This window comes from Microbacterium album (assembly GCF_014643695.1).
GTDB classification, from domain to species: domain Bacteria; phylum Actinomycetota; class Actinomycetes; order Actinomycetales; family Microbacteriaceae; genus Microbacterium; species Microbacterium album.
This window is the reverse complement of record NZ_BMJY01000001.1, coordinates 368,258-390,039: the sequence shown is the minus strand read 5'-3', so window position 1 is coordinate 390,039 and position 21,782 is coordinate 368,258. Positions and strand designations below refer to the sequence as shown.

Sequence of the window (21,782 nt, the reverse complement as noted above, 5' to 3'; positions counted from 1 at the left end):
CACGCCGCGGAACGTAGACTCGCGGCGTGACATCCACGACCTCCACCACCGCCGCGGGCCCGGCGATCACGGGACGCACGGCCGCGGAGATCGCGGACAGCGTGAGGGCGCTCGTCGAGCGCGGCGCGCTCGGTCCGGGAGCTGCGCTCCCGCCGGTGCGGGGTCTGGCGGAGCGACTCGGAGTCAATCGCAACACCGTCGTCGCCGCCTACCGCCAGCTCGCGGCGTCGGGGCTCGTCATCACGCAGGGCCGCGCGGGCACGCGCGTCGCGGACCTCGCCCCCGTCGCTCAGGAGGGATACGCCCGGGACAGCGTGCTCCGCGACGTCGGCACGGGCAATCCCGACCCCGCCCTGATCCCCGACCTTTCGCACGTCCTCCCGCGCGTTGTCGGACGCCCCGTGCTCTACGGCGAGCCCGTCATCGATCGCGAGCTGGAGGCCTGGGCGCTGGCCTGGCTCACGGAGGATCTCCGTCCGACAGACGTGCGCCTCACGGTCACGAACGGCGCGTCCGACGCCCTCGAGCGGCTGCTCGCCCAGGCGCTCACGCGCGAGGACGCGGTCGCGCTGGAGGACCCGTGCTTCCTCGCCAGCATCCAGACGGTGCGCCTGGGCGGCTACCGCGCGGTGCCGGTGCCCGTGGACGACGAGGGCATGACCGTCCCGGGGCTGCGCCACGCCCTCGCAGAGGGCGTGCGCGCGGTCGTGTGCACGCCCCGCGCCCAGAACCCGACGGGCGCGAGCCTCACGCGGCGCAGGGCCGAGCAGCTGCGGGCGGTGCTCGCGGACCATCCGTACGTGCTCGTGATCGAGGACGATCACTTCTCGCTGCTGTCGCAGCACCCCTACCACTCGATCATCGGGCCGGCTCACCGGCGGTTCGCGCTCATCCGCTCGGTGTCGAAGTTCCTCGGCCCGGACATGTGCCTCGCGGTCACGGCATCCGATCCGGAGACCGCGGATCGCCTCGCGCTCCGCCTGAGCCCCGGCACCACGTGGGTCAGCCACCTGCTCCAGCGCCTGACACACGCGCTGCTCACCGACGAGGACGCGCGAGAGGTGGTCACGCGCGCCGGGCGGCACTACGCCGCCCGCAATGCCGACTTCGCGGCGCGGCTCGTCCGCCGGGGCATCCCCGCCGCGGCGGGCGACGGCCTGAGTCTGTGGGTCGAGCTGCCCGCCGCCGCCCGGTCGGTCTCCGAACAGCTCATGCGCCGAGGGTGGCTGGCGCGCACGGGTGACGAGTTCCTGCTCGGCGACCGCTCGGATCCTTCCCGCCACCTGCGCCTGACCGTCCACGCGCTCGACGACGCGGAGGCCGACACCCTGGCGGCGGACCTGGCTGCGGCGGTCGCGGCCGTGCGCGCCTAGGGAGAGGGCCAGGCGCCGGCGACCGCGGCCCGCACCTCGCCCAGCAGCTGCGGCAGCGCCTTCGTCTTGGCGATGATCGGGAAGAAGTTCGCGTCGCTCGACCACCGCGGCACGACGTGCTGGTGCAGGTGCTCCTCGACGCCGGCTCCGGCCACGTGCCCCTGGTTCATCCCGATGTTGAATCCGTCGCAGCGGGACACGCCGCGCAGCACGCGCATCGCGACCTGCGTCAGCTCCCCGATCTCCGCGACCTCCTCGGGCGTCGCCTCGTCGTAGAGCCCGATGTGGCGGTACGGGCACACGAGCAGGTGTCCGGAGTTGTACGGGAAGAGGTTCAGCAGCACGAAGGCGGTGCGGCCGCGATGCACGATGAGCCCCGCCTCGTCGTCCTTCCCGGGCGCGGCGCAGAACGGGCAGCCCGCGCCGCGGTTCACGTCAGAGCCCGCGGTGATGTACGCCATCCGGTGAGGCGTCCACAGGCGCTGGAACTCGTCGGGGACGGCCGCGAAGCCGGCGGCGTCCTCGAGCGGCGACGCCCCCTCCGTCACGACAGGTCTTCCGCCGTGCGCACGAGCGTCCGGGACTCGATCGCGCGCGAGACGAGCGCGACCGCCTCGTCGAGGGGGACGCCGTTGCGCTGGGTTCCGTCGCGGAACCGGAACGACACCGTGCCCGCGGACCGGTCCTGCTCGCCGGCGATGAGCAGGATCGGCACCTTCGACGTGGTGTGCGTACGGATCTTCTTCTGCATGCGATCGTCCGAGTGGTCGACGTCGGCGCGCACGCCCGCGGCGCGCAGGCGGCCGACCGCCTCGTCGAGATAGTCGGCGAACTCGTCCGCGACCGGCACCCCGACCACCTGCACGGGCGCGAGCCACAGCGGGAAGTCGCCGGCGTAGTGCTCGAGCAGAATCGCGAAGAACCGCTCGATCGACCCGAACAGCGCGCGGTGGATCATGATGGGACGCTTCTTCTCGCCGTCCCGGTCGGTGAACTCCAGCTCGAACCGCTCGGGCAGGTTGAAATCGAGCTGCACGGTCGACAGCTGCCACGAGCGGCCGATCGCGTCGGTCACCTTCAGGTCGATCTTGGGCCCGTAGAACGCCGCCTCGCCCGGCTCCTCAATCAGTTCCAGCCCGGTCGACAGCGCCACGCGGCGCAACGCGTCCGTCGCGGTCTCCCACACCTCCTCGTCGCCGATCCACTTCGACTTCTCGTCGTCGCGCATCGACAGCTCGAGGCGGAAGTCGGTGAGACCGAAGTCCTTCAGGAGGGACAGCACGAACTCGAGCACCTTGGTCGTCTCGGCCTCGAGTTGGTCGGGCGTGACGAACAAATGGGCGTCATCCTGCGTGAAGCCCCGCACGCGCGTGAGGCCGTGCAGCGCTCCGGAGAGCTCGTTGCGGTACACGGTGCCGTTCTCCGCCAGCCGCAGGGGCAGGTCGCGGTAGCTGCGCGCGCGCTCCTTGTAGATCAGGATGTGCATCGGGCAGTTCATCGGCTTGAGGTAGTAGTCGACGCCCGGCTTGGTGACGTTTCCGTCCTCGTCGCGCTCCTCGTCCATCCGGATCGGCGGCCAGACGCCGTCGGCGTAGGTCACGAGGTGGTTGGACGTGACGAACAGGTCCTTCTTGGTGATGTGCGGGGTGTACACGTAGCTGTAGCCCTCGGCGATGTGGCGGCGGCGCGCGTGCTGCTCCATCTCGCCGCGCACGATGCCGCCCTTGGGGTGCCACACCGACAGGCCGGAGCCGATCTCGTCCGGGAACGAGAACAGATCGAGCTCCCGGCCCAGCTTGCGGTGGTCGCGGCGCGCGGCCTCTTCGAGGCGCTCCTGGTACGCGCGGAGCTCGTCCTTCGACGGCCAGGCCGTGCCGTAGATGCGCTGCAGCTGCGGGTTCCGCTCGTCGCCCCGCCAGTAGGCGCCCGCGACGCGGAGGATGTCCCAGCCGTTGCCGATCATGCGCGTGGTCGGCACGTGGGGACCCCGGCACAGGTCTTTCCACACGGTCTCGCCGGTGCGGCCGTCGACGTTGTCGTAGATCGTCAGCTCGCCCTCGCCGACCTCGACGCCGGCGCCCTCCGCGGCTTCCTTCTTGCCGCCCTTGAGGCCGATCAGCTCGAGCTTGAACGGCTCGCCCGCCAGCTCGGCCCGCGCCTCGTCGTCGCTGACGACGCGACGGACGAAGCGCTGCGCGTCGCGGACGATGCGCTGCATCTCCTTCTTGATGCCCTTGAGGTCATCGGGTGTGAAGGGCTCGTCGACGCCGAAGTCGTAGTAGAAGCCGTCGGTGATGAACGGCCCGATGCCCAGCTTCGCGTCGGGGCGCAGCCGCTGCACGGCCTGGGCGAGGACGTGTGCGGTCGAGTGCCGCAGGATGTTCAGGCCGTCGGCGCTGTCGATCGTGACCGGCTCGACCGTCTGCTCCGGCGTGACCTCGGTCGCGAGGTCCTTCAGCGCGCCGTCGACGCGGATGGCGACGACGTTCTTCTCGGGGTGCAGATCGAATCCGGTGGTCACTCCCCCATCCTAGGTTGCGCCGCTGGCCGGACACGTCCGGGCGCGGCCTCGTCCCGGCCGTGCGGCGGTCCCGCTCAGCCGGACGTGTCGGGCAGCGCCCGTCCGAACATCTGGGCGGTCTGGCGCGCCGAGGGCGTCCCCGCGTCCGGGTCGGCGCCGGCGGCGAGCAGGACGCGCACCACGTCGTCGTGCTGCTTGAACACGGCGCCCGCGAGCGGCGTCTGGCCGCGCCCGCTCACGCGATCGACGTCGGCGCCACGCTTCGCGAGCCCCGCGACGAGGTCGGCGTGGCCGTGGTACGCGGCCAGCATGAGCAGGGTGCTCCCCTGGCTGTCGGCGGTGTCGGCCGGAACGCCGGAGTCGATCTGCTCCAGGACCGCCCCGGTCTCGCCGGCACGGGCCATGTCGAACAGGCGCTCCGTGAACGCGGCGACGCCGTCGGGCAGGTTCTCGCTCATGCGAATCAGTCTTACAGAGCGGATGACGAGACTCGAACTCGCGACCCTCACCTTGGCAAGGTGATGCGCTACCAACTGCGCTACATCCGCATGAGGCGGATCCAGGTGATCCGACTCGTGCGCGATACTGGGATCGAACCAGTGACCTCTTCCGTGTCAGGGAAGCGCGCTACCGCTGCGCCAATCGCGCTCGTGAGAGCTGTTCAGTTATGACGAGGTGGCGACGGGATTCGAACCCGTGTAAACGGCTTTGCAGGCCGGTGCCTCGCCTCTCGGCCACGCCACCGCGGGGGATCGAAACCCGCATGCCGAGATCCTAGGGGATCCCTGCACTCGAGCGGATGACGAGACTCGAACTCGCGACCCTCACCTTGGCAAGGTGATGCGCTACCAACTGCGCTACATCCGCATTGCGCCCGATTCGCACCGGGCACTTGTTACACATTAGCCGACGCGGACGACGGATCCAAACCGCCGAGCGTTTTCGGGCGTGTCCGTGGGATCGCCGAGGGAGTGTCCGCGCGCTGTCAAGCCGCTCCCCCGCCGCGGCCCGATCGGTAGCCTCGACGCATGGGCACCGAGCACGAGATGACCGACGAGGAGAAGCGCCGCGACCAGCTGACCGCGGCGCCCGACGCCACCGAGGAAGACGCCGATCCGCGCATCGTCGTGAGCGAGCGGGACGGCGTCAAGCGCATCGACATCGCCGAGGACGCCGACGTGCGCCCCGGCGACCCGACCAAGGACCCCGGCTCACACTGACGTGTCACGCGGGGGTGCGCGAAAGGCCTCGGATTCCTCCGAGGCCTTTCCTGTGGTGGGCGATACCAGACTCGAACTGATGACCTCTTCCGTGTGAAGGAAGCGCGCTACCAACTGCGCCAATCGCCCGTGCTGTGAAATTGTGAGTCGGCGCCGTGCGGGCCGAGAAGTCATACTACCCGATGCCGACCGCGGCGCCGAACCGTCACGGAACGCGGGCGTGGCGATCCCCACAGACGCACGCGAGAGGGGCGCCGCGACCCTGCGTCGCGACGCCCCTCGGGGAGGGCAGGCCGGTCAGTCGACCAGCGCGTAGCCCTCCTCGCCGTGGACGACCGTGTCCACACCGGCGATCTCGTCCTCGTTCTTCACGCGGAAGCCGATCGTCTTCTCGATCGCGAAGCCGATGATCCAGGCGACCACGAAGGCGTACACGAGCGTGACGATCGCGGCGATGAACTGGATCACGAGCTGCTCGATGCCGCCGCCGACGAACAGTCCCGTGCCGGTCGCGAAGAACCCGAGGTACAGCGCGCCGAGCAGACCGCCGACGAGGTGGATGCCCACGACGTCGAGCGAGTCGTCGTAACCGAGCTTCCACTTCAGCTCCACCGCGAGGGCGCACGCGGCACCGGCGATGATGCCGAGCAGCAGGGCCCAGCCGGGCGCGAGGTTGGCGCACGCGGGGGTGATCGCGACGAGACCCGAGACGGCACCCGACGCAGCCCCCACCGAGGTCGCCTTGCCGTCCTTGAGCTTCTCGACGATCAGCCAGCCGAGGATGGCCGCCGCTGTCGCGCCGAGAGTATTGACCACGATGAGGCCCACGACCGTGTCCTCCGTGCCCAGCGCCCCGGTGCCCTCGGCGCCCGCGTTGAACCCGAACCAGCCGAACCAGAGGATCGAGGCTCCGAGCATCACCAGCGGCACGTTGTGCGGCTTGTGGACGCCCTTCTGGAAGCCGATGCGCTTGCCGAGCACGAGTGCCAGGGCCAGTGCCGCGGCACCGGCGTTGATGTGCACGACCGTGCCGCCCGCGTAGTCGAGGACCTCGACGCCGGCGCCGGGGAACATGGCCTCGCCGAGCTGCATGATCCAGCCGTCGCCCCAGACCCAGGCGGCGACGGGGAAGTACACGAGGGTGGCCCAGACGCCGGCGAAGATCATCCACGCGCCGAACTTGGCGCGGTCCGCGATCGCGCCCGAGATGAGCGCGACCGTGATGATCGCGAACGTCGCGCCGAACGTCGTGCTCAGGAGGTCGTCGCTGCTGTCGGCGATACCGGCCAGGCCGAAGTCCGAGAAGGGGTTCCCCGCGAACTCGAAGAAGGACTCCCCCGACACGGCGCTCATGTTGGCTCCGTACAGGATCCAGAGCACCGACACCAGGCCGAGCGAGCCGAAGCTCATCATCATCATGCTCACGACGCTCTTCGCCTTGACCAGACCGCCGTAGAAGAAGGCGACGCCGGGCGTCATGAACAGGACGAGCGCCGTCGCGGCGATCAGCCACGCGGTATTTCCAGCATCCATGAGAAAACCTCATCCAAGTGTTGTGTAACAGGACACCGACGAGCGATCTCGGGTACGGGTGCCCGTCGGATGGCCCCATCCTTCCGACGCGCCATTACCCGCCCGGTGCCTGCGGTGTTTCGCGTCGGTTACACAACCCTCGCCCGCGTAAACAGTGCGTTACGCGGTCCGTGCGATGAGGGGGATCAGGAGTTGGTGGAGGCGACCAGCCGCGAGATCGCGCGCAGGTACTTCTTGCGGTAGCCGCCGCCCAGCATCTCCGGGCTGAAGACCTCGTCCAGCGGCAGCCCGGTGGCGCGCACGGGCAGCTGCGCGTCGTAGACGCGATCCACGAACGCGACGAAGCGCAGCGCCTCCGACTGGTCCTGGAGCTGGCGGACGGCGCGAAGACCGATGGCGTCGACGCCGTCGATCAGCCGGATGTAGCGAGAGGGGTGCACGCGTGCCAGGTGGTCGATGAGGGCGTCGAAGGCATCGTCGCTCGCGGTGCCGAAACGCGCCAGCGACTCCGCGTACGCGCCGTCCTCCAGCACGGGCGCGCTCCCGTCGAGCGAGCGCTGACGGAAGTCCACGCCGTCGATGCGGATCGTCTGGAAGCTGTCCGCCATGGCGTGGATCTCCCGCAGGAAGTCCTGGGCCGCGAAACGCCCTTCGCCGAGGGCGTTGGGCGGCGTGTTGCTCGTGGCGGCCAGCCGTGTCCCGCTCGCGACGAGCTCGCCGAGCAGACGCGTCATGACCATCGTGTCGCCCGGGTCGTCCAGCTCGAACTCGTCGATGCACAGCAGCGCCGATCCGCGCAGCAGATCCACGGTGTTCTTGTAGCCGAGCGCGCCCACGAGCGCCGTGTACTCGATGAACGATCCGAAGTACTTCCGCCGCGCGGGCACGGCGTGGTAGATGGATGCCAGCAGGTGCGTCTTGCCGACGCCGAACCCTCCATCCAGGTAGACCCCGGGCTTGACCTCGGGCGTCTTCGGCCGCCGGGAGAAGAGGCCGCCCCGCTTCGCGGGCGGCGCACCGACCGCGAACGTGACGAGCAGCTCCTTGGCTTCCTGCTGCGAGGGGTAGGCGGGATCGGCGCGGTACGACTCGAAGGTCGCGTCGTCGAACTGCGGCGGCGGCACCAGGCTCGCCAGCATCTCCTCGCCGGACAGCTGGGGCTGGCGCTCTGTGAGATGCACGATGCCGGTCGCGGAAGAGGTCATGGCAGCAGGTTTCCGATCGTTACGCGCTGAGCGCCGGCGCCGGTGCGCGCGTGCTCGGCGGCGCCTACGCTCGACAGTGGGACGCACACAGCCTAGTTCCGTCCCGCATCGCGACCGTCCCGGCCCGGTTCATCGCCGGCGTCGGCACCCGAACGCTGAGGAGCATCCATGCCCGTGGAATTCGACTCGTCCCCCGCCTTCGCCGACTACGCCGAGCCGGGCCGTCTCGTGTCGACCGCCTGGGTCGAGGAGCGACTCGGAGCCCCGGGCCTCGTCATCGTCGAGTCCGACGAGGATGTGCTGCTGTACGAGACCGGCCACATCCCCGGCGCCGTCAAGATCGACTGGCACACCGAGCTCAACGACCCGGTCGTGCGCGACTACGTCGACGGAGAGGGCTTCGCGCGGCTGCTGAGCGCGAAGGGGATCTCGCGTGACGACACCGTGGTGATCTACGGCGACAAGAACAACTGGTGGGCGGCGTACGCGCTGTGGGTCTTCTCGCTGTTCGGCCACGAGGACGTCCGCCTGATCGACGGCGGGCGCGACCGCTGGATCGCAGAGGGCCGGCCGCTCACGACGGAGCCGACGCAGCGGCCCGCGACCGACTACCCCGTGGTCGAGCGCGACGACCGCACGCTGCGGGCCTTCAAGGAGGACGTGCTGGAGCACCTGGGCCGGCCGCTCATCGACGTCCGCTCCCCCGAGGAGTTCACGGGCGAGCGGACCACGGCGCCGGCGTACCCCGAGGAGGGCGCCCTGCGCGCCGGGCACATTCCCTCGGCGCGCAACGTGCCGTGGGCGAAGGCCGTGGCCCAGGACGGCGGCTTCAAGTCGCGCGCGGAGCTCGAGGCCATCTACCGCGACGAGGTGGGGCTGACCGAGGACGACGACATCGTCGCCTACTGCCGCATCGGCGAGCGGTCCAGCCACACGTGGTTCGTGCTCAAGCACCTGCTCGGCTTCGAGCGCGTCCGCAACTACGACGGATCGTGGACGGAGTGGGGCTCCGCCGTGCGCGTACCGATCGCCACGGGTCCGGAGAGCGGAGCCCCCGCCTCCTGACGGTGGCATGATGAGGCGATGACCTCCGAGACGCTTCCCGCCGCGCTCGCCGGGATCCGCGACGACTTCCTCGCGCTGGACGAGCCGGAGCGCCTGCAGCTCCTCCTCGAGTTCTCGCGTGAGCTCCCCGAGCTGCCCGCGCACTACGCCGAGCACCCGGAGCTCACGGAACGCGTCGCGGAGTGCCAGTCGCCCGTGTTCATCGCGGTCGAGGTGTCGGCGGACGACACCGTGGCGATGCACGCCGTCGCGCCCGCCGAGGCGCCCACGACCCGCGGTTTCGCGAGCATCCTCGTGCAGGGCCTGAGCGGGCTGCGGGCCGCCGAGGTGCTCGCCGTGCCGGGCGACTTCCCGCAGACGCTCGGGCTGACCCGCGCCGTGTCCCCCTTACGGATCGCCGGCATGACGGGAATGCTGATGCGCGCCCAGCGGCAGGTGCGCGCCCGCCTCGACGCCCGGTGATCCGCCCCGCGCGCAGGCGACCGGCGCCCGTCAGGCCTGAGCGTTCAGTCCCCGCGCCGTGAGCCACGCCCGGATGGCGCCCGTCCAGCGTCCCTCGTCGTAGTTCCACAGCTTGGTGTGCCGCGCGACGGTGAAGGTCTCCATGGTCACCAGGTCCGGACGCGCCCGCGCGAGCGCATGCGACGCGTCCGACGGCACGAAGCCGTCGTCGTCGCTGTGCAGGATCAGGATCGGCACGGTCAGCTCGCCGGCCCTGGCCACCATGTCGAGGTCGTCGAAGCGCACGCCCCGGCCAGCGCCCGCGGCGCGCGCCGTCCAGGGCTTCGACAGCGTGCCCATGGCAGCACGCGCCGCGAAGTCCGGGACGCCCAGCTCGCGGGCGTGGTAGTCGAGGACGATGCGCCAGTCCACAACGGGAGAGTCGAGCATGAGGCCCACGATGGCGTCCCGGCCCGGCGAGTTCACGGCGGTCTGCAGCACGATCGCGCCGCCCATCGACCAGCCCATCAGCACGATGCGCTCCGCACCGCGCTCGCGGGCCCACGTCATCGCGGCATCGATGTCGCGCCACTCGGTGGCGCCCAGGCCGTACAGCCCGCTGCGGCTCGCGGGCGCCTCGCCGTCGTTGCGATAGGAGACGACGAGCGCGGAGACGCCCGCGGCGTGCAGCGGCGGCACCGCGCGAAGCGTCTCCGCCCGCGTCGTGCCGCGCCCATGGACGAGGATCGCCCAGACGTCGCCTCGTCCGGACGGGAAGAGCCACGCGGGACTGGGACCGACCGGGGTCTCGACGATCTCGTGCGTGAACGGCAGGTGGAGCTGATCCGGCTCGTCGAAATACCAGCCGCTGAACGACGCGTGCGGCCCCAGCCGCGTGCCCGCGTCGATGTGGCTGAGCAGCTTGCGCGTGACGCTCGACGCGTCCTGACTCAGGACCGCGCCCAGCTTGACGTAGCCCGCGCCGTTCGTGAACACGCCGTAGCGCCCCGGCAGCTGCGTGTCCGGCGTGCGCGAGAGCGTGATCGTCTGGGCCCCGCGGTCGACCGCGAGCACCTCCACGTCCGCGACCCGGGGCGCAGGGGTGACGACCCGGCGAGCGACGCTCGCGATCCTCACTCCGACCGCGGCCGCGACGCTCGTGAACAGCACGCCCAGGCCCAGCACGGAGACGAGCGCCGATGCGGCGGCGGGGGAAGCGGCGCGCCTGAGGAGCTTCATGACTCCCCCACTCTAATCTGACGGCGTGACTGCAGATGGAGGCGCTCCCCCGGCGTTCGCCGACGCCGCGGCGGAGTTGCGCGCAGCGACCTTCCGCGACGACCTCGTCGTGCGGGAGATCCCCTCTCCGCAGGGCGTTGCGCCGTACAGTCTGGCCCTCGCCGGCGACGTCCGTCCGACCGAGCACGGGGACTCGCCCTTCGGCACCGGCCGGTTCATCCTGCTGCACGACCCCGCCGAGCCCGACCAGTGGGGCGGGGCGTGGCGCATCGTCTCCTTCGCCCAGGCACCCCTCGAGCCGGAGATCGGCACGGACCCGCTGCTGGCGGACGTGACGTGGTCCTGGCTCGTCGACGCGCTCGAATCGCGCGGCGCCGGCTATCACTCCGCGTCGGGGACGGCCACGAAGATCCTGTCCACGGGCTTCGGCTCGCTCGCGGCCGAGGGCGACGGCGCGCAGATCGAGCTGCGCGCCTCGTGGAGCCCGGAGGGACCGTTCCGCGCGCACCTCGAGGCGTGGGCGGAACTCGTGTGCATGCTGGCCGGACTGCCCCCGGGCTCCGAGGGCATCGCCGTCCTCGGCGAACGGAGGGGTCCCCTTGCCTGACCGCCCGACGCAGAACGGCGCGAACGACGCCGGGGCACGGACCGACGGCCCCGCGCAGTACGAGGTCGTCGACACGGTGGAGCGCCTGCGCGCGGCGTGCGCGTCGTTGACGGCCGGACACGGCCCGGTCGCGGTGGACGTCGAGCGGGCCTCCGGGTTCCGCTACTCGCAGCGCGCGTACCTCGTGCAGGTGTTCCGGCGAGGCGCCGGCGTCTTCCTGTTCGACCCGCCCGCGCTCGACGACCTCGCCCCGCTCCAGGAGGCGATCGGCACGGAGGAATGGGTTCTGCACGCCGCCAGCCAGGACCTCCCGTCCCTGCGGGAGCTCGACCTGGTGCCGCCGCGGATCTTCGACACCGAGCTGGCGGCGCGGCTGCTCGGGTGGGAGCGGGTGGGGCTCGCGGCGGTCGTGGAGGCGACGCTCGGGATCACCCTCAAGAAGGAGCACTCGGCGGCCGACTGGTCCACGCGGCCCCTGCCCCAGTCCTGGCTCGAGTACGCGGCGCTCGACGTCGAGCACCTCGTCGACGTCCGCGACGCGCTCGTCGCGGCGCTGGACGAGGCCGGCAAGACCTCGTTCGCGGAGGAGGAGTTCGTCGCCACGCTGCATCGCGAGCCGAAGCCGCCGCGGGCCGAGCCGTGGCGCCGCCTGAGCGGCCTGCACACGGTACGCGGTCGACGCAACCTCGCCGTCGCGCGTCAGCTGTGGCTCGCGCGCGAGGAGTACGCGCAGCAGCAGGACGTCTCACCGGGTCGCCTCGTGCCGGACCGGGCGCTCGTGGCGGCTGTCCTCGCGGCCCCCGCCACGAAGGCGGAGCTCGCGGCGCTCAAGGCGTTCAACGGCCGCGCGAGCCGCACCCAGCTCGACCGCTGGTGGGACGCGATCGTCGCGGGCCGACAGAGCGCCGAGCTGCCGGTGGAGCGCGTGCCGAGCGACACGCTGCCGCCGCCGCGCGCATGGGCCGACCGCAATCCCCAGGCCGACGCACGGCTCAAGCTCGCACGCCCCGTGGTCGAGCAGCGCGCGGCGGAGCTCGCGATGCCCACCGAGAACCTGCTCACGCCCGACACCCTGCGCCGCCTCGCGTGGGAGCCGCCCGTCCCCGCCGACGCGGCGACGATCGCGGACGCGCTGCGCGCCCACGGCGCGCGGGAATGGCAGATCGCCCAGACCGCCGAGCTGATCGCCGACGCGTTTGTGCGGGCCGTTCAACCGCCCGCCGACGGGCCGGAAGAGGCTTCGTAGGTTCGATCCAACCGGTTCCGGGCCCGCCCCCGCGCCTCCTAGGCTGAACGCAACCAACACTGGGAGGCAGAGTGGCCGAGCTCTCTGATGTCTACTTCGTCGATGGCATGCGCACGCCCTTCGGGCGCGCCGGCGAGAAGGGCATGTACTGGAACACGCGGGCGGACGACCTCGTCGTCAAGGCGATGAAGAGCCTGCTCGAACGCAACGCCGAGGTTCCGAAGGACCGGATCGACGACGTCGCGATCGCCGCGACCTCGCAGACGGGCGACCAGGGGCTCACGCTCGGGCGCACGACCGCGATCCTCGCCGGCCTGCCGATGACGGTCCCCGGGCTTGCCGTGGAGCGGATGTGCGCGGGCGCCATGACGAGCGTCACGACCATGGCCGCGTCGATCGGCGTGGGGATGTACGACCTGGCGATCGCGGGCGGCGTCGAGCACATGGGACGCCATCCGATCGGCTCCAACGCCGACCCGAACCCGCGCTTCGTCGCCGAAAAGCTCGTCGATCCCGGCGCTCTCAACATGGGGGTCACGGCCGAGCGGATCCACGACCGGTTCCCTCACCTGACCAAGGAGCGCGCGGACCGCTACGGGATGCTCAGCCAGCGCAAGCTCCAGGCCGCGTACGAGGCGGGCAAGATCCAGCCGGATCTCGCCCCCGTGGCGATCGCGGGTCCCGACGGCCAGTGGGGTCTCGCGACGGAGGACGAGGGCCGCCGCCCCGAGACGACGCTGGAGGGGCTCGCGGGCCTCAAGACGCCGTTCCGTCCGCACGGCCGCGTCACCGCCGGCACCTCCTCGCCGCTCACGGACGGTGCGACCGTCAGCCTGCTGGCGAGCGGCGCCGCCGTGAAGGAGCACGGCCTGACACCGAAGATGAAGCTCGTCTCGTTTGCCTTCGCGGGCGTCGAGCCGGAGATCATGGGAATCGGCCCGATCCCCTCGACCGAGAAGGCCCTCGCGAAGGCGGGGCTCGACATCTCCGACATCGGCCTGTTCGAGCTGAACGAGGCCTTCGCGATCCAGGTGCTGTCCTTCCTGGACCACTTCGGGATCGCCGACGACGACCCGCGCGTGAACCCGTGGGGAGGCGCGATCGCGGTCGGGCATCCGCTCGCGGCGTCGGGAGTCCGGCTCATGATCCAGCTCGCGGCGCAGTTCGCCGAGCACCCGGAGGTGCGCTACGGCCTCACCGCGATGTGTGTCGGGCTCGGCCAGGGCGGCACCGTCATCTGGGAGAACCCCCACTACACCGGCAAGAAGAAGAAGCAGAAGTGAGGGCGGGAGAGAACATGACCGACTACAGCAGGATCGATTTCTCGCCCCTCGTCGAGCTCTCGCAGGACGAGGTCGTGACCCGCTCGCTCGTGAGCGACGTACGCCTCGCCAGCGGGCGGACCTTCGCCCTCGTCACGCTGCACAACGGCAAGGACCACACGCGCCCGAACACGCTCGGCCCCGCGACACTGCTCGAGTTGGGTCAGCGTCTGGACGAGCTCGCCGCACGCGCGAAGGCCGGCGAGATCGACGCGGTCGCCGTCACGGGCAAGCCGTACATCTTCGCGGCCGGCGCCGACCTGTCCGGCGTCTCGGCCCTGCCGTCGAAGGACGTCGCGCGCCTGATCGCGCAGCTGGGGCACCACGTGCTCGGCAAGCTGTCGAAGCTGGGGGTGCCGTCGTTCTCGTTCGTCAACGGCCTCGCCCTCGGCGGCGCCGTGGAGATCGCGCTGAACTCCACCTATCGCACGATCGACTCGTCCGCCGCGGCGATCGCTCTGCCCGAGGTGTTCCTCGGGCTCGTCCCCGGCTGGGGCGGCGCGACCCTCCTGCCGAACCTGATCGGCATCGAGAACGCGCTCGAGGTCGTGATCTCGAACCCCCTCAAGCAGAACCGCACGCTCAAGCCGCAGCAGGCCTACGAGCTCGGCATGTTCGACGCCGTCTTCGGACCCGCGTCGTACCTGGAGGACTCGCTGCGGTGGGCCGACGGCGTGCTGAGCGGCGACATCAAGGTCGAGCGGAAGAACGCGCCCGGCAAGATGGAGCGCCTCACGAAGTGGCCGATCGCGATCAAGGTCGCGCGCGGCATGCTCGAGAGCCGCATCGGCACGGTGCCTCGCGCCCCGTACCTCGCGCTCGAGCTGCTCGACAAGGCGAAGTCGGGGTCGATCGAGGAGGGCTTCGCGCGCGAGGACGAGGCGCTCGCCGAGCTGATCTCCGGCGACCAGTTCGTGGCGTCGATGTACGCGTTCGACCTCGTGCAGAAGCGCGCCAAGCGACCGGTGGGAGCACCGGACAAGGACCTGGCGAAGAAGGTCACGAAGGTCGGCGTGATCGGCGCGGGCCTCATGGCCAGCCAGTTCGCGCTGCTGTTCGTGCGACGGCTGCAGGTGCCGGTGCTCATCACCGACATCGACCAGGCGCGCGTCGACAAGGGCCTGGCGTACATCCACGAGGAGATCGCGAAGCTCGAGGGCAAGGGCCGGATCGACGGGGACACCGCGAACCGTCTGCGCGCGCTCGTGCGCGGCACGGTCGACAAGAGCGAGTACGCGGACTGCGACTTCGTGATCGAGGCCGTCTTCGAGGAGACGGGGGTCAAGCAGCAGGTCTTCTCGGAGATCGAGGGCATCGTCGCCGAGGACGCCATCCTCGCCACGAACACCTCCTCGCTCTCGGTCGAGGAGATCGGATCGGTCCTGCGGCACCCGGAGCGGCTCGTGGGCTTCCACTTCTTCAACCCCGTCGCGGTCATGCCGCTCATCGAGGTCGTGAAGACGCCGCAGGCGAGCGACGAGGCCCTGTCGACCGCGTTCGTGGTGGCGAAGAACCTGCGCAAGAACGCGGTGCTCACGGCCGATGCGCCAGGCTTCGTCGTCAACCGCCTGCTGGCCAAGGTCATGGGCGAGGCGGCCCGCGCCGTCGACGAGGGCACCCCGCTGCTCACGGTCGAGAAGGCCTTCGCCCCGCTGGGCCTGCCCATGACGCCGTTCCAGCTGATCGACCTGGTCGGGTGGAAGGTCGCCGCGCACGTGCAGGACACGATGGTGCGTCACTTCCCCGACCGCTACTTCGCGTCGGACAACCTGCACCGCCTCGCGGAACTGGACGAGGTCGTCGAGAAGGACAAGCACGGCCGCGTCACGGGATGGACCAAGCAGGCGCAGAAGGCGCTCGTCACCGGCGGCTCCCCCGCCTCCGAGCAGGAGATCCTGCACCGCGTCGAGGACGGCCTGGCGCAAGAGATCCGGCTCATGCTCGACGAGGGCGTGGTGCCCGAGGTCGAGGACATCGACCTGTGTCTCATCCTGGGAGCCGGCTGGCCCTTCATCGACGGCGGCGCGAGCCCGTATCTCGACCGCTCGGGCGCTTCCGAGCGCGCGACGGGAGCGACCTTCCACACCCCGCCGCTGCGCGGCGCCGCCCACCGCTAGGAGCGAGGGGGCCGGATCAGACCCCCGGGCACCTCGCGGTGCCCGGGGGTCTCGCGCGTCAGCGGCCGGGGGTGCGGAGGCGGCCGATCGGCCCCGTGACGGTCGGCAGACCGCGGCCCTCCTCGGGGCGCGCGACGGGCACGCGCGTGCCGAGCACCTGGGAGACGACGTCCTGCGCGATCTTCGCGGGTGTGAGCCCGGCGTCCTCGAGGATCTGCTCGCGCGAGGCGTGGTCGAGGAACCGGTCGGGCAGACCCAGCTCGTCGACGGCGGTGTCGATGCCGGCCTCCCGCAGTACCTGGCGCACGCGCGTGCCGATGCCGCCGACGCGGATGCCGTCCTCGAGCGTGATGACGAGGCGGTGCCGCGCGGCGAGCTCAACGATGGACCCGGCGATCGGCACGACCCAGCGCGGGTCGACGACGGTCGCGCCGATTCCCTGCGCGCGCAGGCGCTCGGCGACGTCCAGCCCGAGCCGCGCGAACGGCCCGATGCCGACGATCAGGACGTCCTCCGCGTCGCCGCGCGAGAGGACGTCGACGCCGTCCTGCAGGCGCTCGATCGCCGGGATCTCCTCGGCCACGGCACCCTTGGGGAAACGCACGACGGTCGGCGCGTCGCGGACGGCGACAGCCTCGGCCAGCTCCTCGCGCAGCCGCGCCGCGTCGCGCGGCGCGGCGATGCGCACCTGCGGCACGATGTGCAGCAGCGCGAGATCCCACATGCCGTGATGGCTCGGCCCGTCCGGGCCCGTGACGCCGGCCCGGTCGAGCACGAAGGTGACGCCCGCCCGGTGCAGGGCGACGTCCATCAGCAGCTGATCGAACGCGCGGTTCATGAACGTGGAGTAGAGGGCGACCACGGGGTGCAGCCCGCCGTACGCCAGACCCGCGGCGGACGCGACCGCGTGCTGCTCCGCGATGCCGACGTCGTACACCCGGTCCGGGAACCGCTCGGCGAAGGGCGCGAGTCCGGTGGGGCGCAGCATGGCGGCCGTCATCGCGATCACGTCCGGGCGCCGCTCGCCGATCCGGACGAGCTCGTCCGCGAAGACGTCCGTCCAGCCCTGCGCGGAGGCGCCGAGCGAGCCGCCGGTGGCGGGATCGATGCGCCCGACCGCGTGGAACTGGTCGGCCTCGTCGTCCAGCGCGGGCTGATAGCCGCGGCCCTTCTCGGTGATGGCGTGGACGATCACCGGGGCGCCGTACGACTTCGCCAGCTGCAGCGTCTCGATCAGCGCCGGCAGGTCGTGGCCGTCCACGGGTCCGAGGTACTTGATGTCGAGGTTGGAGTACAGCGAAGAGTTGTTCGTGAACCGGGACAGGAAGCCGTGCGTGCCGCCGCGGACGCCGCGGTAGAGAGCCCGTCCGACCGCTCCGAAGCGGCCGGCCATGCGGGAGGATCGCTGCGAGATGTCGCGGTACGCCTCGGCCATCCGCACGCGGTTCAGGTGGCGGGCCATGCCGCCGATCGTGGGCGCGTACGAGCGGCCGTTGTCGTTGACGACGATGACCAGGTTCCGGTCGTTGTCGTCGGTGATGTTGTTGAGGGCCTCCCACGTCATCCCGCCCGTGAGCGCCCCGTCGCCGACGACCGCGACGACGTGGCGGTCGCTGCGGCCCGTGCGGCCGAACGCGCGCGAGATGCCGTCCGCCCAGCTGAGCGAGCTCGACGCGTGGGAGGACTCCACGACATCGTGCGGGCTCTCGGCCCGCTGGGGATAGCCCGCCAGACCCCCGCGCGCGCGCAGCGCCGAGAAGTCCTGGCGTCCCGTGAGCAGCTTGTGGACGTACGACTGGTGCCCCGTGTCGAAGATGATCGGGTCGTTCGGGGAGTCGAACACGCGGTGCAGCGCGATGGTGAGCTCGACGACGCCCAGGTTCGGCCCGAGGTGGCCGCCGGTGCGCGAGACGTTGTCGACGAGGAATCCCCGGATCTCCGCCGCCAGTTCCTTGAGCTGCGCCGCGGACAGCGCGTCCAGGTCGCGCGGACCCCGGATCCCGTCGAGAACACTCATGCGTCCGAGCCTACGCCCGCTCCGCTGGGATTCCCACGAACGACGGACGGCCCCCGGTTCCGCACCGGGGGCCGTCCGCGTGACGTGTTCAGACCAGGCCGCGCAGCACGTACTGCAGGATGCCGCCGTTGCGGTAGTAGTCCGCCTCACCGGGGGTGTCGATGCGCACGATCGCGTCGAACTCGACCGTCTGCTTGCCCTCGGGCGAGTGCTCGCTGGGCTCGGCGACGACGCGAACCGTCTTCGGAGTGACGCCCTCGTTCAGCTTCTCGAGACCCGTGATCGAGAACACCTCGGTGCCGTCCAGGCCGAGCGAGTCCGCCGACTCGCCCGCCGGGAACTGGAGCGGAACGACGCCCATGCCGATGAGGTTCGAGCGGTGGATGCGCTCGAAGCTCTCGGTGATGACGGCCTTGACCCCCAGCAGGTTCGTGCCCTTGGCGGCCCAGTCGCGCGACGATCCGGAGCCGTACTCCTTGCCGCCGAGGACCACGAGCGGGATGCCCCGCTCCTGGTAGTTCATCGACGCGTCGTAGATGAACGACTGCGGGCCCTCGGGCTGCGTGAAGTCGCGCGTGTAGCCGCCCTCGACGCCGTCCAGGAGCTGGTTCTTCAGGCGGATGTTCGCGAACGTGCCGCGGATCATGACCTCGTGGTTGCCACGGCGCGAGCCGTACGAGTTGAAGTCCTTGCGGTCGACGCCGTGCTCGGTGAGGTACTTGCCCGCCGGGCTGTCGGCCTTGATCGCGCCCGCCGGCGAGATGTGGTCGGTCGTGACCGAATCGCCGAGCTTGGCGAGCACGCGGGCGCCCGTGATGTCCTGCACCGGCGTCAGCTCGAGCGTCATACCCTCGAAGTACGGGGGCTTGCGCACGTACGTCGACTCCTGGTCCCACTCGAACGTGTCGCCCGTCGGCGTGGGGAGGTTCTGCCAGCGCTCGTCGCCGTCGAACACCGAGCCGTACTGCTTGTTGAACATCTCGGTGTCGATCGACTCGTCGATCGTCTTCTGCACCTCGGCGGCGTCGGGCCAGATGTCCTTCAGGAAGACGTCGTTGCCCTCGGAGTCCTTGCCGAGCGCGTCGGTCTCGAAGTCGAAGTTCATCGAACCGGCCAGCGCGTACGCGATCACCAGCGGCGGCGAGGCCAGGTAGTTCATCTTGACGTCGGGGTTGATGCGGCCCTCGAAGTTGCGGTTGCCCGACAGGACGGCGGTGACGGCCAGGTCGTGCTCGTTGACGGCCTCCGAGATCTCCTCGGGCAGCGGGCCCGAGTTGCCGATGCAGGTGGTGCAGCCGTAGCCGACCGTGTAGAAGCCGAGGGCTTCGAGGTCGGACGTGAGCCCCGCCTTCTCGTAGTAGTCGGTCACGACCTTGGAGCCGGGGGCCAGCGTGGTCTTGACCCACGGCTTGGCCTTGAGTCCCTTCTTGGCCGCGTTGCGGGCGAGGAGGCCCGCCGCGAGCATGACCGAGGGGTTCGACGTGTTGGTGCACGACGTGATCGCCGCGATCGTCACGGCGCCGTTGTCGATGACGAACGGCTCGCCCTCGGCCGGGGTGACCGTGACCGGGTTGGACACGTCCTCGGGGCCGCCGCTCGAGATCAGCACCGGGGCGTCGACCTTGTCCTCGTCGACCGAGTAGTTGCCGGGGTCGGACGCCGGGAACGACGCCTTGCTCTCCAGGTCGACGATCGACGTCGACGCGCTCGGGGAGGCGTAGTTGACGATGTCCTTCTGGAACTGCTCCTTGGCGTGCGACAGCTCGATGCGGTCCTGCGGGCGCTTCGGGCCGGCGATCGAGGGCACGACCGTCGACAGGTCGAGCTCGAGGTACTCCGAGAACACGGGCTCGGCCGAGGGGTCGTGCCACAGGTGCTGCTCCTTGGAGTAGGCCTCGACGAGCCGGACCTGCTCCTCGCTGCGGCCCGTCAGGCGCAGGTACTCGAGCGTGACGTCGTCGATCGGGAAGATGGCGGCGGTCGAGCCGAACTCGGGGCTCATGTTGCCGATCGTGGCGCGGTTCGCCAGCGGCACCTCCGCCACGCCCTCGCCGTAGAACTCCACGAACTTGCCGACCACGCCGTGCTGACGGAGCATGTCGGTGATCGTGAGCACGACGTCGGTCGCGGTGACGCCCGTCGGGATGGCGCCCGACAGCTTGAAGCCGACGACCTTCGGGATCAGCATCGACACGGGCTGGCCCAGCATGGCGGCCTCGGCCTCGATGCCGCCGACGCCCCAGCCGAGCACGCCGAGGCCGTTGACCATCGTCGTGTGGGAGTCGGTGCCGACGAGCGTGTCGGGGTAGGCGCGCAGCACGCCGTCGACGTCGCGCGTGTAGGTGACGCGCGCGAGGTGCTCGATGTTGACCTGGTGCACGATGCCGGTCCCGGGAGGCACGACCTTGAAGTCCTGGAAGGCGGTCTGGCCCCAGCGGAGGAACTGGTAGCGCTCGCCGTTGCGCTCGTACTCGAGCTCGACGTTGCGCTCGAACGCGTCGGGGCGTCCGAACAGGTCGGCGATCACCGAGTGGTCGATGACGAGCTCGGCGGGCGAGAGGGGGTTCACCTTGCGGGGATCGCCGCCGAGGGCCACGATCGCCTCCCGCATGGTGGCGAGGTCCACGATGCACGGCACGCCCGTGAAGTCCTGCATCACGACGCGGGCGGGCGTGAACTGGATCTCGGTGCTCGGCTCGGCCGTCGGGTCCCAGGCCCCGAGCACGCCGATCTGCTCCTTGGTGACGTTCGCGCCGTCCTCGGTGCGGAGCAGGTTCTCCAGCAGCACCTTGAGGCTGAAGGGAAGCTTCTGGTACCCCTCGACCGCGTCGATGCGGAAGATCTCGTAGTCGGTGCTGCCGACCGTCAGGGTGCTCTTGGCACCGAAGCTGTTCACCGTTGACACCGGCTGTCTCCTCCTGGTCGACCGCGCACTTGCGCTCTCATCTTGCCCCCGGCGGCGCGGTTGGGCCAGCAAGGCCGACCTAACCCGCCGGGGCCGACGGACGCGGCGCGCGTGGCGTTCGATTTATCTTGATATCGAGATAAATCTACCACGACTCCCGTGACGGGTCAGGAGGCCCGCTGCGGGTAGAGCGGACGCACCGCGAGCCAGGTCACGGCGACCAGGGGCGCGAACAGCGGCAGCCCCATCACGAGCTTGAGCGTGCCCAGCAGCGTCGTCTCGTCCGCGAGGTACAGCGGGAGCTGGACCGCCAGGCGAGCGAAGAACAGCGTCGCCCACGCGATCGCGAGCCAGAAGAAGACGCGCCGCTTGCGGCGGTCGTCTCGCCACGCGGTGCCCTCGCCCATCAGGAAGCCGGCGGCGAGCCCGATGAGCGACCAGCCCAGCAGGGCCGAGACCAGGAAGGCCGTGCCGTACACGCCGTTCGTGACGAGCCCCAGCACGAAGTTGTCGCGCCCCTGCCCGGTCAGGAGCGCGAGCCCCGCCGCCGCCCCCGCGGCCAACAGGCCCCCGAGCGCGGCCGCGGGCGGGGACTTCTGGGCCAGCCGCACGACCGTGAAGACCGCCGCCAGCCCCACGGAGATGCCGAGCGAGAGCACCAGCGGCTCGGGACGAAGGGTGTAGACGATCACGAACGCCAGACTCGGCAGGACCGACTCCAGCACGCCCCGCACGCCGCCCATGGCCTTCCAGACGACGCCCCCGGTCGTGTCCTCCGCGCTCGGATCGATGCCCGCCTTGCGCGCCATTCCGCCGACCGCGGCTCCGAGCAGCTCCGACGCGGACGGCTCCGGCGTCTCCGCCTCGGTCTCGTCCCGCGTCGCGTCCTCGGCGGCCCGGCGCCCGTCCGGTGCCGCTCCGGCGGCGCCGTGCCCGTGCGGCGCCTCGTGGCGCCCCTCGCCCATCGCGAT

17 protein-coding genes and 5 tRNA genes are annotated in these 21,782 nt (G+C 70.7%); 8 read left to right on the top strand and 14 right to left on the bottom strand.

Annotated elements, in window-relative coordinates; translation table 11 throughout:
- Window positions 1-26: 26 nt before the first annotated feature.
- A complete protein-coding gene (locus tag IEX37_RS01980) occupies window positions 27-1,373 on the top strand; it encodes an aminotransferase class I/II-fold pyridoxal phosphate-dependent enzyme (RefSeq protein WP_188754555.1) in 1,347 nt (448 codons plus the stop codon).
- On the opposite strand, the gene IEX37_RS01975 is transcribed toward IEX37_RS01980, so the two are convergent.
- The 7 genes from IEX37_RS01975 to IEX37_RS01945 form a co-directional block, all read right to left on the bottom strand.
- Entirely contained in the window at window positions 1,370-1,921 is a 552-nt protein-coding gene (locus IEX37_RS01975) for an HIT family protein (RefSeq protein WP_188754554.1), read from the bottom strand. The genes IEX37_RS01980 and IEX37_RS01975 overlap by 4 nt on opposite strands.
- Window positions 1,918-3,894: a threonine--tRNA ligase gene (gene thrS / locus IEX37_RS01970; RefSeq protein WP_188754553.1), complete on the bottom strand. Its 1,977-nt coding sequence runs from the start codon at window positions 3,892-3,894 to the stop codon at window positions 1,918-1,920. The genes IEX37_RS01975 and thrS overlap by 4 nt, the downstream gene beginning before the upstream one ends.
- A 74-nt stretch (window positions 3,895-3,968) precedes the next feature.
- Entirely contained in the window at window positions 3,969-4,352 is a 384-nt protein-coding gene (locus IEX37_RS01965) for an ankyrin repeat domain-containing protein (protein WP_188754552.1), read from the bottom strand.
- Between the two features lie 17 nt (window positions 4,353-4,369).
- A tRNA-Gly gene (locus tag IEX37_RS01960) sits at window positions 4,370-4,442 on the bottom strand.
- Window positions 4,443-4,470: 28 nt separating this feature from the next.
- Window positions 4,471-4,542, bottom strand: a tRNA-Val gene (locus IEX37_RS01955).
- Window positions 4,543-4,567: 25 nt separating this feature from the next.
- Window positions 4,568-4,638 (bottom strand) — tRNA-Cys (locus tag IEX37_RS01950).
- Between the two features lie 50 nt (window positions 4,639-4,688).
- A tRNA-Gly gene (locus IEX37_RS01945) sits at window positions 4,689-4,761 on the bottom strand.
- A gap of 161 nt (window positions 4,762-4,922) precedes the next feature.
- Here IEX37_RS01945 and IEX37_RS01940 point away from each other — a divergent pair.
- On the top strand, window positions 4,923-5,114 hold the full coding sequence (locus IEX37_RS01940; protein WP_188754551.1) for a hypothetical protein: 192 nt from the start codon (window positions 4,923-4,925) through the stop codon (window positions 5,112-5,114).
- A 53-nt stretch (window positions 5,115-5,167) separates the two neighbouring features.
- Here IEX37_RS01940 and IEX37_RS01935 read toward each other — a convergent pair.
- From IEX37_RS01935 to zapE, 3 genes are all read right to left on the bottom strand, one after another.
- Window positions 5,168-5,243 (bottom strand) — tRNA-Val (locus IEX37_RS01935).
- Between the two features lie 168 nt (window positions 5,244-5,411).
- Window positions 5,412-6,647 (bottom strand): ammonium transporter, encoded by a 1,236-nt coding sequence (locus IEX37_RS01930; protein WP_188754550.1) that lies wholly within the window; start codon window positions 6,645-6,647, stop codon window positions 5,412-5,414.
- A 185-nt stretch (window positions 6,648-6,832) separates the two neighbouring features.
- Window positions 6,833-7,852, bottom strand: coding sequence for a cell division protein ZapE (gene zapE / locus IEX37_RS01925; protein WP_188754549.1), 1,020 nt, complete (start codon window positions 7,850-7,852; stop codon window positions 6,833-6,835).
- Window positions 7,853-8,020: 168 nt separating this feature from the next.
- Between zapE and IEX37_RS01920 the strand changes: the two genes are divergently transcribed.
- Window positions 8,021-8,917, top strand: a complete 897-nt coding sequence (locus IEX37_RS01920) for a sulfurtransferase (RefSeq protein ID WP_188754548.1) — start codon at window positions 8,021-8,023, stop codon at window positions 8,915-8,917.
- Between the two features lie 18 nt (window positions 8,918-8,935).
- Entirely contained in the window at window positions 8,936-9,379 is a 444-nt protein-coding gene (locus IEX37_RS01915; protein WP_188754547.1) for a SufE family protein, read from the top strand.
- 30 nt (window positions 9,380-9,409) lie between these two features.
- Here the strand turns inward: IEX37_RS01915 and IEX37_RS01910 are convergent, their stop codons facing one another.
- Window positions 9,410-10,597 carry an alpha/beta hydrolase family protein gene (locus IEX37_RS01910; RefSeq protein ID WP_188754546.1) on the bottom strand — a complete coding sequence of 396 codons (1,188 nt, stop codon included), beginning with the start codon at window positions 10,595-10,597 and terminating at the stop codon, window positions 9,410-9,412.
- Window positions 10,598-10,622: 25 nt separating this feature from the next.
- Between IEX37_RS01910 and IEX37_RS01905 the strand changes: the two genes are divergently transcribed.
- The 4 genes from IEX37_RS01905 to IEX37_RS01890 all read left to right on the top strand — a co-directional run bounded on the left by IEX37_RS01905 (window position 10,623) and on the right by IEX37_RS01890 (window position 15,889).
- A complete protein-coding gene (locus IEX37_RS01905; RefSeq protein WP_188754545.1) occupies window positions 10,623-11,204 on the top strand; it encodes a DUF3000 domain-containing protein in 582 nt (193 codons plus the stop codon).
- Window positions 11,197-12,450 (top strand): HRDC domain-containing protein, encoded by a 1,254-nt coding sequence (locus IEX37_RS01900; protein ID WP_188754544.1) that lies wholly within the window; start codon window positions 11,197-11,199, stop codon window positions 12,448-12,450. Before IEX37_RS01905 ends, IEX37_RS01900 begins: the two co-directional genes overlap by 8 nt.
- Window positions 12,451-12,521: 71 nt before the next feature.
- Window positions 12,522-13,733, top strand: coding sequence for a thiolase family protein (locus IEX37_RS01895; protein WP_188754543.1), 1,212 nt, complete (start codon window positions 12,522-12,524; stop codon window positions 13,731-13,733).
- A gap of 14 nt (window positions 13,734-13,747) precedes the next feature.
- Entirely contained in the window at window positions 13,748-15,889 is a 2,142-nt protein-coding gene (locus IEX37_RS01890; protein ID WP_188754542.1) for a 3-hydroxyacyl-CoA dehydrogenase NAD-binding domain-containing protein, read from the top strand.
- 58 nt (window positions 15,890-15,947) lie between these two features.
- Here IEX37_RS01890 and dxs read toward each other — a convergent pair whose 3' ends face one another.
- The 3 genes from dxs to IEX37_RS01875 all read right to left on the bottom strand — a co-directional run bounded on the left by dxs (window position 15,948) and on the right by IEX37_RS01875 (window position 21,776).
- Entirely contained in the window at window positions 15,948-17,906 is a 1,959-nt protein-coding gene (dxs, locus tag IEX37_RS01885; protein WP_188754541.1) for a 1-deoxy-D-xylulose-5-phosphate synthase, read from the bottom strand.
- An 88-nt stretch (window positions 17,907-17,994) separates the two neighbouring features.
- The gene (gene acnA / locus IEX37_RS01880) at window positions 17,995-20,811 is read right to left on the bottom strand and encodes an aconitate hydratase AcnA (RefSeq protein ID WP_188754540.1); all 2,817 of its coding nucleotides are present in this window, start codon (window positions 20,809-20,811) and stop codon (window positions 17,995-17,997) included.
- A 167-nt stretch (window positions 20,812-20,978) separates the two neighbouring features.
- Complete coding sequence (locus IEX37_RS01875) at window positions 20,979-21,776, bottom strand: DUF3159 domain-containing protein (protein ID WP_188754539.1); 798 nt, start codon at window positions 21,774-21,776, stop codon at window positions 20,979-20,981.
- Between the last annotated feature and the right edge of the window lie 6 nt (window positions 21,777-21,782).

Bases quoted from the DNA above. Each gene is read 5' to 3' on its own strand.
- IEX37_RS01965 (WP_188754552.1), bottom strand. From the start codon at position 4,352: ATGAGCGAGAACCTGCCCGACGGCGTCGCCGCGTTCACGGAGCGCCTG.
- IEX37_RS01940 (WP_188754551.1), top strand. From the start codon at position 4,923: ATGGGCACCGAGCACGAGATGACCGACGAGGAGAAGCGCCGCGACCAG.
- IEX37_RS01930 (WP_188754550.1), bottom strand. From the start codon at position 6,647: ATGGATGCTGGAAATACCGCGTGGCTGATCGCCGCGACGGCGCTCGTC.
- zapE (WP_188754549.1), bottom strand. From the start codon at position 7,852: ATGACCTCTTCCGCGACCGGCATCGTGCATCTCACAGAGCGCCAGCCC.
- IEX37_RS01920 (WP_188754548.1), top strand. From the start codon at position 8,021: ATGCCCGTGGAATTCGACTCGTCCCCCGCCTTCGCCGACTACGCCGAG.
- IEX37_RS01915 (WP_188754547.1), top strand. From the start codon at position 8,936: ATGACCTCCGAGACGCTTCCCGCCGCGCTCGCCGGGATCCGCGACGAC.
- IEX37_RS01910 (WP_188754546.1), bottom strand. From the start codon at position 10,597: ATGAAGCTCCTCAGGCGCGCCGCTTCCCCCGCCGCCGCATCGGCGCTC.
- IEX37_RS01890 (WP_188754542.1), top strand. From the start codon at position 13,748: ATGACCGACTACAGCAGGATCGATTTCTCGCCCCTCGTCGAGCTCTCG.
- dxs (WP_188754541.1), bottom strand. From the start codon at position 17,906: ATGAGTGTTCTCGACGGGATCCGGGGTCCGCGCGACCTGGACGCGCTG.
- IEX37_RS01875 (WP_188754539.1), bottom strand. From the start codon at position 21,776: ATGGGCGAGGGGCGCCACGAGGCGCCGCACGGGCACGGCGCCGCCGGA.